The sequence below is a fragment of the Serratia sp. 2C06 genome, assembly GCF_050037615.1.
In the GTDB taxonomy this organism is placed as follows: domain Bacteria; phylum Pseudomonadota; class Gammaproteobacteria; order Enterobacterales; family Enterobacteriaceae; genus Serratia; species Serratia ureilytica.
This window is the reverse complement of sequence record NZ_CP188299.1, coordinates 4,643,543-4,657,253: the sequence shown is the minus strand read 5'-3', so window position 1 is coordinate 4,657,253 and position 13,711 is coordinate 4,643,543. Positions and strand designations below refer to the sequence as shown.

9 protein-coding genes are annotated in these 13,711 nt (G+C 57.6%); 4 read left to right on the top strand and 5 right to left on the bottom strand.

Annotated elements, in window-relative coordinates:
* The first annotated feature begins 17 nt into the window (after window positions 1–17).
* Window positions 18–2,660: a DNA topoisomerase (ATP-hydrolyzing) subunit A gene (gene gyrA / locus ACP3TA_RS22720; protein ID WP_123061847.1), complete on the top strand. Its 2,643-nt coding sequence runs from the start codon at window positions 18–20 to the stop codon at window positions 2,658–2,660.
* 166 nt (window positions 2,661–2,826) lie between these two features.
* Window positions 2,827–5,688, top strand: coding sequence for a two-component system sensor histidine kinase RcsC (gene rcsC, locus ACP3TA_RS22715; protein WP_033643839.1), 2,862 nt, complete (start codon window positions 2,827–2,829; stop codon window positions 5,686–5,688).
* Between the two features lie 61 nt (window positions 5,689–5,749).
* Here the strand turns inward: rcsC and rcsB are convergent, their stop codons facing one another.
* From rcsB to ACP3TA_RS22695, 4 genes are read right to left on the bottom strand one after another with little or no spacing between them, the layout of a single operon-like run.
* Window positions 5,750–6,400 (bottom strand): response regulator transcription factor RcsB, encoded by a 651-nt coding sequence (rcsB, locus tag ACP3TA_RS22710; RefSeq protein ID WP_004935900.1) that lies wholly within the window; start codon window positions 6,398–6,400, stop codon window positions 5,750–5,752.
* A complete protein-coding gene (gene rcsD, locus ACP3TA_RS22705) occupies window positions 6,393–9,095 on the bottom strand; it encodes a phosphotransferase RcsD (protein ID WP_033643838.1) in 2,703 nt (900 codons plus the stop codon). Before rcsD ends, rcsB begins: the two co-directional genes overlap by 8 nt.
* Before the next feature lie 20 nt (window positions 9,096–9,115).
* Entirely contained in the window at window positions 9,116–10,270 is a 1,155-nt protein-coding gene (locus ACP3TA_RS22700) for an MFS transporter (RefSeq protein WP_069100283.1), read from the bottom strand.
* A gap of 54 nt (window positions 10,271–10,324) precedes the next feature.
* Window positions 10,325–10,732, bottom strand: a complete 408-nt coding sequence (locus ACP3TA_RS22695) for a DUF4186 domain-containing protein (RefSeq protein WP_071991658.1) — start codon at window positions 10,730–10,732, stop codon at window positions 10,325–10,327.
* Window positions 10,733–11,427: 695 nt separating this feature from the next.
* Between ACP3TA_RS22695 and ompC the strand changes: the two genes are divergently transcribed.
* Window positions 11,428–12,558 carry a porin OmpC gene (gene ompC / locus ACP3TA_RS22690; RefSeq protein ID WP_033643836.1) on the top strand — a complete coding sequence of 377 codons (1,131 nt, stop codon included), beginning with the start codon at window positions 11,428–11,430 and terminating at the stop codon, window positions 12,556–12,558.
* 156 nt (window positions 12,559–12,714) lie between these two features.
* Window positions 12,715–13,131, top strand: a complete 417-nt coding sequence (locus ACP3TA_RS22685; protein ID WP_046687537.1) for a VOC family protein — start codon at window positions 12,715–12,717, stop codon at window positions 13,129–13,131.
* On the opposite strand, the gene ACP3TA_RS22680 is transcribed toward ACP3TA_RS22685, so the two are convergent.
* On the bottom strand, window positions 13,125–13,703 hold the full coding sequence (locus ACP3TA_RS22680; RefSeq protein ID WP_072627291.1) for a TetR/AcrR family transcriptional regulator: 579 nt from the start codon (window positions 13,701–13,703) through the stop codon (window positions 13,125–13,127). The genes ACP3TA_RS22685 and ACP3TA_RS22680 overlap by 7 nt on opposite strands.
* Between the last annotated feature and the right edge of the window lie 8 nt (window positions 13,704–13,711).

Below are 13,711 nucleotides of genomic sequence, written 5' to 3'. Positions count from 1 at the left end.
AGAGGGATAGCAGCTCCATGAGCGACCTTGCCAGAGAAATCACACCGGTAAACATCGAAGACGAGTTGAAAAACTCGTATCTGGACTACGCGATGTCCGTTATTGTCGGACGTGCGCTGCCAGATGTTCGTGATGGACTGAAGCCGGTTCACCGCCGCGTTCTTTACGCGATGAGTGTATTGGGTAACGACTGGAATAAACCATACAAGAAATCGGCCCGTGTCGTCGGGGACGTGATCGGTAAATATCACCCGCACGGTGACAGCGCGGTTTACGACACTATCGTGCGTATGGCTCAGCCGTTTTCACTGCGCTACATGCTGGTGGACGGTCAGGGTAACTTCGGTTCCGTCGACGGCGACTCCGCCGCGGCGATGCGTTATACCGAAGTGCGCATGTCCAAGATTGCTCACGAACTGTTGGCGGATCTGGAAAAAGAAACCGTCGACTTCGTGCCTAACTATGATGGCACCGAGCAGATCCCGGCCGTTATGCCGACCAAGATCCCGAACCTGCTGGTCAACGGCTCGTCGGGCATCGCCGTGGGCATGGCCACCAATATTCCGCCGCACAACCTGGCTGAAGTCGTCAACGGCTGCCTGGCCTATATCGATGATGAAAACATCAGCATCGAAGGGCTGATGGAACACATCCCGGGGCCGGACTTCCCGACGGCGGCGATCATCAACGGCCGTCGCGGCATTGAAGAGGCCTACCGCACCGGGCGCGGCAAAGTCTACCTGCGCGCGCGCGCGGAAGTGGAAGCCGACGCCAAAACCGGCCGCGAAACCATCATCGTTCACGAGATCCCGTATCAGGTGAACAAGGCGCGTCTGATCGAAAAGATCGCCGAGCTGGTGAAAGAAAAACGCGTAGAAGGCATCAGCGCGCTGCGTGACGAGTCCGATAAAGACGGCATGCGCATCGTGATCGAAGTCAAACGCGACGCGGTCGGCGAAGTGGTGCTGAACAACCTGTATGCGCTGACGCAGCTGCAGGTCACCTTCGGCATCAACATGGTCGCGCTGCATCAGGGGCAGCCTAAGCTGCTGAACCTGAAAGATATCCTCGAAGCCTTCGTGCGCCACCGCCGCGAAGTGGTCACCCGCCGCACCATCTTCGAACTGCGCAAGGCCCGTGACCGCGCCCATATCCTGGAAGCGCTGGCTATCGCGCTCGCCAACATCGATCCGATCATCGAGCTGATTCGCCGTGCGCCGACGCCGGCGGAAGCGAAAGTCGCGCTGGTGGCTCAGCCGTGGGATCTGGGCAACGTCAGCGCCATGCTGGAACGCGCCGGTGACGACGCCGCTCGCCCTGAGTGGCTGGAGCCGGAGTTCGGCATCCGCGAGGGCAAGTACTACCTGACCGAGCAGCAGGCTCAGGCGATTCTGGATCTGCGTCTGCAGAAACTGACCGGCCTGGAGCACGAAAAGCTGCTGGACGAATATAAAGAGCTGCTCAACTTCATCGCCGAACTGATCTTTATTCTGGAAAGCCCAGAGCGCCTGATGGAAGTGATCCGCGAAGAGCTGGTGGCGGTCAAAGAGCTGTACAACGACGGTCGTCGCACCGAGATCACCGCCAATACTTCCGACATCAACATCGAAGACCTGATCAACCAGGAAGATGTTGTGGTGACTCTGTCTCACCAGGGCTACGTGAAGTATCAGCCGCTGTCCGACTATGAAGCTCAGCGCCGCGGCGGCAAAGGCAAGTCCGCCGCGCGCATTAAAGAAGAAGACTTTATCGATCGCCTGCTGGTGGCCAACACCCACGATACGATCCTGTGCTTCTCCAGCCGTGGCCGCCTGTACTGGATGAAGGTGTATCAACTGCCTGAAGCCAGCCGTGGCGCGCGCGGCCGCCCAATCGTCAACCTGTTGCCGCTGGAAGCCGATGAGCGTATCACCGCCATTCTGCCGGTGCGCGAGTATGAAGAAGGGCGTCACGTGTTCATGGCCACCGCCAGCGGTACCGTGAAGAAAACCGCGCTGACCGAGTTCAGCCGTCCGCGCAGCGCCGGCATTATCGCCGTCAACCTCAACGAGGGCGACGAGCTGATCGGCGTCGATCTGACCGATGGCACCAACGAAGTGATGCTGTTCTCCGCCAACGGTAAAGTGGTGCGCTTCCCGGAAACGCAGGTGCGTTCGATGGGCCGCACCGCGACCGGCGTGCGCGGCATCAACCTCGGCGAAGGCGACAGCGTGATTTCGCTGATCGTGCCGCGCGGCGAGGGCGACATTCTGACCGTCACGCAAAACGGCTTCGGTAAACGTACTGCAGTCACCGAGTACCCGACCAAGTCACGCGCCACCCAGGGGGTTATCTCCATCAAGGTGAGCGAGCGTAATGGCCAGGTGGTCGGCGCCGTGCAGGTGGAAACCAGCGACCAGATCATGATGATCACCGATGCCGGCACGCTGGTGCGTACCCGCGTTTCGGAAGTCAGCGTGGTCGGTCGTAACACCCAGGGCGTGACGCTGATCCGTACGGCGGAAGACGAAAACGTCGTCGGTCTGCAGCGCGTGGCCGAGCCGGTGGAAGACGAAGAGCTGGACAGCCTGGAACCGGGCGCGGAAGCGGTGGAAGAAGACACTACGCCGCTGGACGATGGCGACGACGCGGCTGAGCCGATGGACGACGACAACGTTTAAGCAAGGTGAGGGCGTCGGCATGCCGACACCGTAATGCACTGAGACAAAAGGGCCTGGCAGCGATGCTAGGCCCTTTTTCAGTTATATGGTTTAATTGGCGCACCGAGCCGCCGGCCGCTGCGCCGGCGACAACGCGCGCCGCCACTGACTTTCGTATGGTATCCGATTGAAATATTTAGCCTCTTTTCGAACTACGCTGAAGATATCCCGCTATCTGTTCCGGGTGCTGGCGATTTTGCTGTGGTCGTTGGGAGCGCTGCTCACCACCTTTTATATTCTGAATATCCTGCATCAGAAAGAATCGGACATCCGCCAGGAGTACAACCTCAATTTCGATCAGGCGCAGGGCTATATTCGCCATTCCGCCGACATCATACGCGACATCAAGTACATGGCGGAAAACCGCCTCAACGGTTCGGTCAGCGGCCTGGACATGTTCAGCGGCGTGATCCCCGGCAAGGGCAGCCCACCGCAATTCTATCCGCTGTATCCAGAGTCTAACTGCGCCCTGAGCGCCACTTACCGCAGTTCACTCGATTCGCTGAGCGGCCTGATCCAGTATTGGAAAGAGAACTTCGTGGCGGCCTACGATCTTAACCGGGTGTTCTTTATCGGCGGCGACAGCCTGTGTCTGGCGGAATTCGGCGGCGGCAACGCGGTCGCCAACCGGGAAAACATGCTGAAGCTGCTGCACGAGCGCATTCTGAAATACCGCAACGCCAAGAATCTGGACAAAGACAACAACCTGTATTGGATTAGCCCCAGCGCGCAGCGGCCTGACATCGGTTATCTGTATGTGCTGACGCCTCTCTATATCGGCAACAAACTGGAGGCGCTGCTGGGCATCGAGCAAACCGTCCGGCTGGAAGATTTCGTCACCGCCGGCAACCTGCCGATCGGCGTCACGCTGCTGGATGAAAACAACGATCCGATACTGCGCCTGGCGGATGGCGATCGCTATGCCGCTGCGCTCAACAGCTACCCCGAAGAGCATGCTTACTTCGGTTATGTCGATAACTACCGCGATCTGATCCTGAAAAAAGCGCTGCCGCCTTCATCGCTGAGCATCGTTTATGCGCTGCCGGTGAAAAGCGTGGTGGAACGCTTCAAAATGCTGATCCTCAATGCGCTATTGCTGAACCTGTTGTCGGCTATCGTGCTGTTCACGCTGGCGTGGCTGTTTGAGCGCAAGATGTTCCTGCCGGCGGAGGACAATGCCTTCCGGCTGGAAGAACACGAACAGTTCAACCGCAAGATCGTCGCCTCGGCGCCGGTGGGCATCTGTATCCTGCGCATCAGCGATGGCACCAATATTCTGAGTAACGAACTGGCGCACAACTACATCAACCTGTTGACCCACGAAGATCGCGATCGCATTACGCGCATCATCTGCGAACAGCAGGCGAACTTCGTCGATGTGATGACCAGCAACAACAATAACCTGCAGATCAGCTTTGTCCATTCGCGTTACCGCAACGAAGAGGTGGCGATCTGCGTGCTGGTGGACGTCAGCGCGCGCGTGAAAATGGAAGAGTCGCTGCAGGAGATGGCGGCGGCGGCGGAGCAGGCCAGCCAGTCTAAATCGATGTTCCTGGCCACCGTCAGCCATGAGCTGCGCACGCCGCTGTACGGCATTATCGGCAACCTCGATCTGCTGCAGACCAAGGCGTTACCGCCAGGGGTCGATCGGCTGGTGAATGCGATGAACAACTCTTCCGGGCTGCTGCTTAAAATCATCAGCGATATTCTCGACTTCTCCAAAATCGAGTCCGAGCAGCTGAAGATTGAACCGCGTGAGTTCTCCTGCCTGGAGGTGATCACCCATATCGCCGGCAACTATTTGCCGTTGGTGGTGAAGAAACGTTTGGGGCTGTACTGCTTTATCGAGCAAAACGTGCCGGAGCGTATCTTCGGCGATCCGGTGCGGCTGCAGCAGGTGCTGTCCAACCTGGTGAACAATGCCATCAAGTTCACCGATACCGGCTGCATCGTGCTGCAGGTCTGCACCCGCGGCAGCTACCTGGAATTCAGCGTGCGCGATACCGGCGTCGGTATTCCGGAGAAGGAGATCTCACGCCTGTTCGATCCGTTCTTCCAGGTGGGCACCGGCGTGCAGCGCCACTTCCAGGGCACCGGTTTGGGGCTGGCGATCTGCGAGAAATTGGTCAACCTGATGGACGGCGACGTCTCCGTCGAGTCCGAACCGGGGCTGGGCAGCTTGTTCAGCATTCGCATTCCATTGTTTAACGCCCAGTTCCCGATCCCGCAGGCCAGCGATACCTGGCAGGGCCGGCGGCTGTGGCTGGATATCCGCAATCAGCGGCTGGAAAGCTACCTGATGGCGATTCTGGGCGGCTACGGCGCCGATATCCAGCGCTATGACGGGCAGGAGACCGCCGCCGACGAGGTGATGCTCAGCGATTATCCGCTGATGCTGAACACGCCGCTGTTGGCTCAGATCCAGTTCTCGACCGAACATATCGGCCCGTCGCTGGAAACCCGGCCAGGCTATTGGATGCACAGCACCTCTACGCCGCGTGAAACGCTGACCTTGATCAACCGATTGTTCGGCGTCGGCAACGGCGCGGCAGAGGCGCTGGTGCAGCTGCCGGTGCCCGCCAAGGCCAGCGCGGCGGACAACGGCGATATTCATCTGCTGGTGGTCGACGATCATCCGATCAACCGTCGTCTGCTTTCCGATCAGCTGGGGTCGCTGGGGTATCAGGTGGTGACCGCCAACGACGGCGTAGACGCGCTCGCCGTACTGAAACAGCACCACGTCGATATTGTGTTGACCGACGTCAATATGCCGAACATGGACGGCTATCGCCTGACGCAGGCGCTGCGGGAGATGCAGTTCAGCGCGCCGGTGATCGGCGTGACGGCGAACGCGTTGGCGGAGGAGAAGCAGCGCTGTCTTGAGGCGGGCATGGATAATTGCCTGTCGAAACCGGTTACGCTGGAGACGCTGGAGCAGACATTGGCTTATTACAGCCAGCAGGTACGCTACAACCGCAGCGAGGCCTGAAAAGCAAACAGGCACGGCGGATGCCGTGCCTGTTTGGCGTTAACCTGCCGTGAGGCGGGCTTTAGTCTTTGTCCAACGGCGTCATGCTGACGGACGAGAGGTAGTTGAGCAGGGCGATGTCGTTTTCTACGCCCAGCTTCATCATCGCCGATTTCTTCTGGCTGCTGATGGTTTTGATGCTGCGGTTGAGTTTCTTGGCGATTTCGGTCACCAGGAAACCTTCGGCGAACAGACGCAGCACTTCGCTCTCTTTCGGCGACAGGCGTTTGTCGCCATAGCCGCTGGCGCTGATTTTCTCCAGCAGTTTGGAGACGCTTTCCGGCGTGAACTTCTTGCCTTTCTGCAGGGCGGCCAGCGCCTTCGGCAGATCGGTCGGCGCGCCTTGTTTCAGCACGATGCCTTCGATATCCAGATCCAATACCGCGCTCAGGATTGCCGGGTTGTTGTTCATGGTCAGCACGATGATCGACAACTGCGGATAATGACGCTTGATGTACTTAATCAGCGTGATGCCGTCGCCATACTTGTCACCCGGCATCGACAGATCGGTGATCAGCACGTTGGCATCCAGCTTGGACAGATTGTTGATCAGTGCGGTTGAGTCTTCGAACTCCCCAACGACATTCACCCATTCAATTTGCTCAAGTGACTTCCGGATGCCAAACAGTACGATAGGATGGTCATCAGCAATAATTACGTTCAGGTTATTCATGTTGTTGGCTACCTTGCTTCAGCAGTCTGCTGACGAAAAAATCAATCTGACTGATGTTATTCTCGATCTCGGGCGCATCACCTTCTGCGATGCGCTGTTCTAACGATTCGCACAGCTGCTTGCCGGGAAGCAGATTTAACATGGCAAACACGCCTTTCAGGCGGTGTGCGGTTTGTGACAGCGCATTGAAATCACTGCTGCCCGCCTCAGTATACAGTTTTTTGACATCATCGGGTACTGTATCGACAAACAGCCCATAGTAATCACTTGATTTCAATTGTTTTTCATAGAGTTGGATATCTTCTGAGCTCAATGAAAGCGGACTTTCTTCCTGCTCCAGCGCGGCCATTTGCTGTTCGATCAGCATCAGCACGGCGTCGATTAATGCGCCGTTCAGGTTATAGTTCACCCGAATGTAGCGTTTATCCAGCGCTTGCCAACCCGGTTCATCGGTCGCCAGCAACAGCGTGTAATCATCGGCTCGCTGCGGGTTATCGGTCAGCAGCACGTCATAATCGCGGTTGACCGCGCGATCTTCGGCGACGAGGCAGTCGGCGCCGTAAGCCTGCAACAGGCGGGTCACGATGCCGCGCACTTCATCTGACGTGATGTCCAGCAGGGCGGTGACGCCGTCGAGCAGCTTTTCCTGTTCCTGCGGCTCTTTTCTCTCCATCTCCATGGCGACGCGAATGGTATAGCGAGTGCCGATATCCACTTTGCTGCGAATGTCCAACTGGCCGTTAAGCTTTTTGCACAGCTGATTGCACAGGAAGAAAGTGAGGCCGGAACCGTGGTTGAAGCGGTCCACCAGCGTCTGGCTGAGGAACGGGTAATTGAGATTGCTGATCTCTTCGTTGGAGATGCCGGAGCCGGTGTCGTTGATTTGGAAAATCAGGCGATCCGGGTGTTCGGGCTCATGGTCGATGACCAGAGAAATCTTGCCGCAGGCGGTGGTGATAATGGCGTAATGCACCAGTAGCGAGATCACTTTGCGCAGCGCGTTGGCGTCGCCGATATAGTTCTGTTCGACGTCCAGCTGGAAATGCTTGAACAGCGCCAGCCCCTTTTGATTGAGAGCGGGCAGGGCTTCCAGCAGCAACTCGTCGATCATCGCCGCCGGGTTGAACGGCTCGCGCGTCGGTTGCCAGTCCTGGGTTTCCAGCCGCGTCAGCAGAGTGATGTTATCGATCAATCCCAGCACCGATGACGACGCCGCCGTCAGTTGGCCCAGCAGCGCCTGCTGTTGTTCCTCATCCGGCTGGTTGCGCAGGCTGTCGACCAGATCGTGCATCTGGCGCACCGGCTGATTCAGTTCGATGCCCAGGTTGTGCAACATCAGTTTGCGCGCCTGCACGTTCTTGTCGTATTCACGCCGTGCCTGCTGCAGCCGCTTGTTCACCATGACCTCTTTATCTTGATCGTGCATCAGGAACAGGTAGGTATCCGGCGATAGCTGGCTGCGGAAAATGCGGATTTCATACACCTCGTTGTTGACCGTTGCCTGAATGACGCCGTGATGCTGTTCGGCCATATGGGCGATTTTTTGCAGGCTGAGGTGCGGCAGCAGGTGCTCGGCGATTTTGTTGCTGGCGATCACCGCATTGTTGGCGAAGCTGTAAACCAGCAGGCCGGAGGGCAGGCTGGAGACGATTTCCTGATTCAGCGCGCGCTCGGCCTCCAGCTCAACCGCCATGTTTTCGCTCGGGCGGATGTACTGGCGGCGGATAAAGTAGATGCTCAGCATCGAGAGCGCCAACAGCAGCAGATTGACCGCGATCAGCCAGATGTTGTTGCGCAGCAGATCGATGGCCAGATTAATGGCCGAAACGCGATACACCACCTTCAACGGCGCATTGGGCAGGGCGGCGCTGAACTCCACCCAGCCGCCGCTCATCGCCGCCTGGGCGCCGAGGGCGGTTTCCGCCGGGATGGCGCTGTCGTCGAGCTCGACATCGTCCGGCTGCAGCAGGAAATTGGCGCGGGCCAGGTTGGCCGGAATGATGTCGTTGATCGGCAAGTCGAAGGCGATCACCGTCGCCAGATGCCCCGGCTGATTAAAGGTGGTGCGAATCGAGAATGAATAGGCGTTCTGGAAGCGCTGTTTGCGCAGATCGGAAAAGCTCTCGCGTTCGTCGAGCATATTGGCCTGTTGCAGCATCTCGGCGCGGCGTTCGTCCGCCGAAGTGGTCAGGTAGCTTTCCCTAAAGCGCGAAGCCAGCTCTTTGAGCGGCTGAGTGGTGATCAGACTGAGGCTGTTGTCCTGACCATTGAGGTAATACATGGCGTAGCTCTCGGTCTTGGCGCCCCAACGGTTGTCCAGGTAGTCCGAGATGTTGGCGATCATCGCCAGCGTGTTCTCGTCATGGCTGCCGAAGATCACCGCGTCGGTTTTCTTGTGCGGCTTCTCGACATAGTAGACGTCGGGGCGCAGGCGAGTTTCCTGCAAACCGGGATCGACATTCTGCGCCGGCGCGTTGCCGAATTTGTCATAGACCTGATAGGTCATGTAGCGATAGGTATCGATGCGCTTTTGCAGCGAACCGGCGATGCTGTTCAGCGTGTACTTCTTTTCCGCCAGCCAGGCGTTGGTGTAGTTGTAGCCATACAGGCCGATGCCGATCGTCAGCAGCACGATAAACAGCAGGAAGCAGCGAGTGATATTGCTGGAGCTAATGGTCAGTTGTTTATTTTGCATAGTGGCTGCGCATTCCTGAATCAGCGAGTGACGGCCCTGGCGCTGGCGGTCACCGCCAACAGCAGAGCGGCTACGCAGGCGAAGGCCACCGTCAGGCTGGAAAACTGAGCGACAAAGCCGATCAGCGCCGGGCCGGCCAGAATACCGGCATAGCCGACGGTGGTAACGGATGCGATCGCCAAATTGGCCGGCATATCGCGTTGGTTGCCCGCGGCGCTGAACAGAATCGGCACGACGTTGGAAGCGCCCAGGCCAACCAGCATAAAGCCGACCAGCGAAACGGTGGCGTGATTGAAGGCGATAGCCAGGCTGAGACCGACAGCGGCGCACAGGCTGCCCAACAGCAGCACCCGGTAGCGGCCCAGCGAGTTCACCACCCGATCGCCATTGAGGCGGCCGAGCGTCATGGTGATGGAAAACAGCGCATAGCCCAGCCCGGCCTGGCTGTGTTCGACGCCGCGCAGCGTGGTGAGGAACAGCGCGCTCCAGTCGAGCATCGAGCCTTCCGCCAGGAACATGATAAAGCACAGAATGCCGATAAACATCACCCAACCGCGCGGCAAGACGAACATCGGTCCGTCGTCGGCGGCGCCGCTGTCACGCAGCAGATGGCGGCTGGCGAACGCCAGCAGCACGATCACCGCCAGCACGGTGATCAGGGTGGATTGCAGCGGCGTCAGCCCCAGCCACAGCAGCGCGCTGACGCCGCCTGCGCCGGCAATGCCGCCGATGCTGAAGAAGCCGTGAAAGCCGGACATCATCGCCTTGCCGCTGTTGCGCTCGACGATCACCGCCTGCACGTTCATCGCCACGTCTATCATGCCGATCGCCGCGCCGAACAACAGCAGCGCCACGGCCATGCCGCCGAGGGAGTCCATCAGCGCCAGCAACGGCAAATCGATGCACAGCCCCAGCCCCGCCATCAGGATCACCGCGCGGCAGCCCAGTTTGCCGGTCAGGAAGCCGGTCAGCGGCATCGCCAACATGGAGCCGGCGCCGATACATAACAACAGCAGGCCGAGCGAGCCGTCATCGAGGCCGATGCGCGTTTTGGCGAAGGGCACCAGCGGCGCCCAGGCGGCCATACCGAGGCCGGCGACGAAAAAGGCCAGGCGGGTGGCGATCTGTTGAGGAACGCCGGGCGTTTGCTGTTCATTGCACAAGGTGGCTGTCATGTAAGCGTCAGGATCTTGGGTCAAAAGAGTGGCGAAAGTTACTGACAGTTTTTATCACAATCCGCGATCCGGGTCGAAAAGATTCGCGCCTGATTCCTCTCTGGCGCCGCCTCGGCGCACCAGCCACAGGGCGATCGCCTGGACAATATAGTCTTTTTGCTGTTCGTCCAGCGCGACGCCCTGCGGTATGCCGTGCCATTTTTCCAGGCAGCTTCGGCAGCAGGTGGCGGTGGCGTGTTGGGCGACGAACACCGGGTGGCCGCGCATCGGCGTCTGCTTGCCATCGTTTTTGGGGTGGGCGGCGGCCAGACGGCGATCGATAAAGTCGCGGGCATGGCTGAGGATCAGCGGCAAGCCTTTGTCGTCAAGATAGCTCTGGTCTTTGGGATTCAAACGGAAACGGGCGCGGAAGGGGGAGCCTTGCAGCCGCCGCCATAGCGCCTCTGGGTGAAATGGCATCATGACTTTACTCGCTGAGGGTGAGCTTTTTTTCAGGCTACCAGAAGTGAAACTCTGCGGCCAATTTTGCCTGTGACACACAATATTCGGCGAGATAAAGCACGAAATGAAAAACAAATTCAATTTGTAGACCAAAATAAGAGAAAAGATTAGCAATTAGTGCGGATGTAAATTGGCGAAACTATATCGCGAGGTTATTTATTTGCGTGCTATTTGTGCGGATTGAAATTGTGAGGACAGTGTGGAGGAAAATAAAAAACCGGCCAGAAGCCGGTTAAAGGTATGCAGAAATTATCTTCGGATAATGAAGGTAATAATGAAAATAATGATGATAGCGAGGTGATTATAGCGGCTGCGTGCAGGCGGCGTTTTGGCACAATGTGCTTATTGTCCAGCACAATTGTATGGTTGGCTTTTTTTTCTTAAAGATTTGTATAACTACATGATTTTTTATCAATTAATCTATTCTTTGTCTTTAAGTGCTTTATTTTGTTTGTCGGTAATGTTTTGTGAAAGTTCGCGCACATTTACATTTTGAAACCTTTATTAATCACGCTGAAACACTATCGGATACTTGGTATCATTTTCTTTCTGGATTAATATAACCCTTGTTACCAGAATGGTAATGCACAGTCGTGCTAATAATGCTCGAAAAGGGCAGTGGCCGTAGCTCGACATAATTAACGAGGATAATAACGATGAAACTTCGAGTACTCTCTCTGATGGTACCCGCACTGCTGGTTGCAGGCACAGCAGGCGCGGCGGAAATCTACAACAAAGACGGTAATAAACTGGATTTGTACGGTAAAGTCGACGGTCTTCACTATTTCTCCAGCAACAACGGCGTGGACGGTGACCAGTCTTATATGCGTTTTGGCCTGCGCGGCGAAACGCAAATCAGCGATCAGCTGACCGGCTACGGCCAGTGGGAATATCAGGCTAACCTGAACCACGCTGAAAACCAGGACAACAAGAACTTCACCCGTTACGGCTTCGCCGGTCTGAAATTCGGCGACTACGGTTCCTTCGACTACGGCCGTAATACCGGCGTGCTGTACGACGTCGCGGCGTATACCGACTTGCAGCCTGAGTTCGACGGTATGACCTACGGCGCCGACCAGTTCATGTTCCAGCGTTCCAGCGGCCTGGCGACCTACCGTAACAACGACTTCTTCGGTCTGGTTGACGGCCTGAACTTCGCCCTGCAGTACCAGGGTAAAAACGGTAATGGCGAAGAGACCAACAACGGTCGCGACGTCCTTGGCCAGAACGGCGAAGGCTACGGTATGTCCATGAGCTATGACATGGGCTACGGCATCAGTGCGGCGGGCGCCTTCTTCAACTCTCGCCGCACCAGCGAGCAGAACGGCGCTAACGGTCACCAGAACATCATGGGCCGCGGCGACAAGGCCGAAGGTTACTCCGGCGGTCTGAAATATGACGCCAACGACGTCTACCTGGCGGTGATGTTCACCCAGTCCTACAACGCGGCGCGTTTCGGCAGCTCCGACAGCAGCGTTTACGGCTACGCCAACAAGGCGCAGAGCTTCGAAGCCTACGCGCACTACCAGTTCGATTTCGGTCTGCGTCCGTTCGTCGGCTATAACCAGACCAAAGGTAAAGACCTGGGCCGCGCCGGTAACGGCAAGGACTACGGCGATCAAGACCTGGTCAAATTCGTCGATCTGGGTGCGACCTACTTCTTCAACAAAAACATGTCTACCTATGTTGATTACAAAATCAACCTGGTGGACAACAACGACTTCACCGACGCTGCCGGGATCAACACCGACAACGTGGTTGCCGTGGGCCTGGTTTACCAGTTCTAAGCACCTCAGTGTGAACGTCATCGCGCGGCCTTCGGGCCGCGTTTTTTTTGCCTGTAAACCGGTAAAAAGCACGGATTGATCCGCTATCGGCACGGGAAGCACCGTGGTTTTCCTCCTCTAAGCCTACGCTGTCAGTACAAAAAAGAGGGGGATGATATGGAACTCAAGATCGATAAGGTGATCGAAACGGTGCTGTACGTCAGCGATATTGAGCGAGCGGCCGCCTTCTACCGAGAAGTGCTGAAGCTGCCGGCGATGGTCGCCAACGAGCGGTTCCGCGCCTATAACGTTGGCGATCGGAGCGTATTGTTGCTGTTTGTCGAGGGCGATTCGCTGCGTGGGGCGCATTATCCGACCGGCTTTATTCCCGCGCACGATGGTGTGGGGCCGGCGCATATCGGGCTGGCGGTGGCGAAAGACCAATTGCCGCACTGGGAACGGCATCTGACGGCCAACGGCGTGGAGATTGAGGGGCGCATGCGTTGGGATCACGGTGGCGAGAGCATCTACTTTCGCGATCCAGACGCCCACCTGTTGGAACTGGTGACGCCGGGCATCTGGGCCAATTACTGATCGAACCCGCCTTGTGCCAACAACGCCAGCGCGGCATTCAGCACCTGCAACGCCGGCTGCGGCTGGCGCTCAATCTGCACCCTGACGATGGCGCCGTCGATCAGCATCGCCAATATCGCGGCGTGCTGTTCCCGCTGCGGGCCTGCGGGCAGGTGGCGCGCCAGTTCATCCGTCATCTGTTGCTTATGCCGGCCGGCGAGGTGCAGGCTTTCCGGCAGCAGATCGGCGATCTCCACGGCCGTATTGATAAACGCGCAGCCGCGAAAACGCGGATCGTCGAACCATTCCGCCAGGCAGGGCGCCAGCGCCGGCAGTAACCCGCCGCTCTGCGCCACATGTCGATCCAACGCTGTACTGAACCAGGTTAGCCACTGCTGGTGGCGATAGGCCAAAAACGCCGTAATCAAATCGTTCTTGCTGGGAAAGTGGCGATAAAACGTCACCTTAGTGACGCCTGATTCCTTGATGATGCGATCGATGCCGGTGGCGCGGATCCCTTCCTGATAGAACAGATCGTGGGCCGTCAGCAGGATGCGCTGACGGGCGGGTAAGGTGTTGCGATCGGTGGTCATCATTTTTC

Coding starts and splice junctions, on each gene's coding strand:
- ompC (WP_033643836.1), top strand. CDS start 11,428: ATGAAACTTCGAGTACTCTCTCTGATGGTACCCGCACTGCTGGTTGCA.
- rcsB (WP_004935900.1), bottom strand. CDS start 6,400: ATGAATAACCTGAACGTAATTATTGCTGATGACCATCCTATCGTACTG.
- ACP3TA_RS22685 (WP_046687537.1), top strand. CDS start 12,715: ATGGAACTCAAGATCGATAAGGTGATCGAAACGGTGCTGTACGTCAGC.
- gyrA (WP_123061847.1), top strand. CDS start 18: ATGAGCGACCTTGCCAGAGAAATCACACCGGTAAACATCGAAGACGAG.
- ACP3TA_RS22680 (WP_072627291.1), bottom strand. CDS start 13,703: ATGACCACCGATCGCAACACCTTACCCGCCCGTCAGCGCATCCTGCTG.
- ACP3TA_RS22695 (WP_071991658.1), bottom strand. CDS start 10,732: ATGATGCCATTTCACCCAGAGGCGCTATGGCGGCGGCTGCAAGGCTCC.
- ACP3TA_RS22700 (WP_069100283.1), bottom strand. CDS start 10,270: ATGACAGCCACCTTGTGCAATGAACAGCAAACGCCCGGCGTTCCTCAA.
- rcsD (WP_033643838.1), bottom strand. CDS start 9,095: ATGCAAAATAAACAACTGACCATTAGCTCCAGCAATATCACTCGCTGC.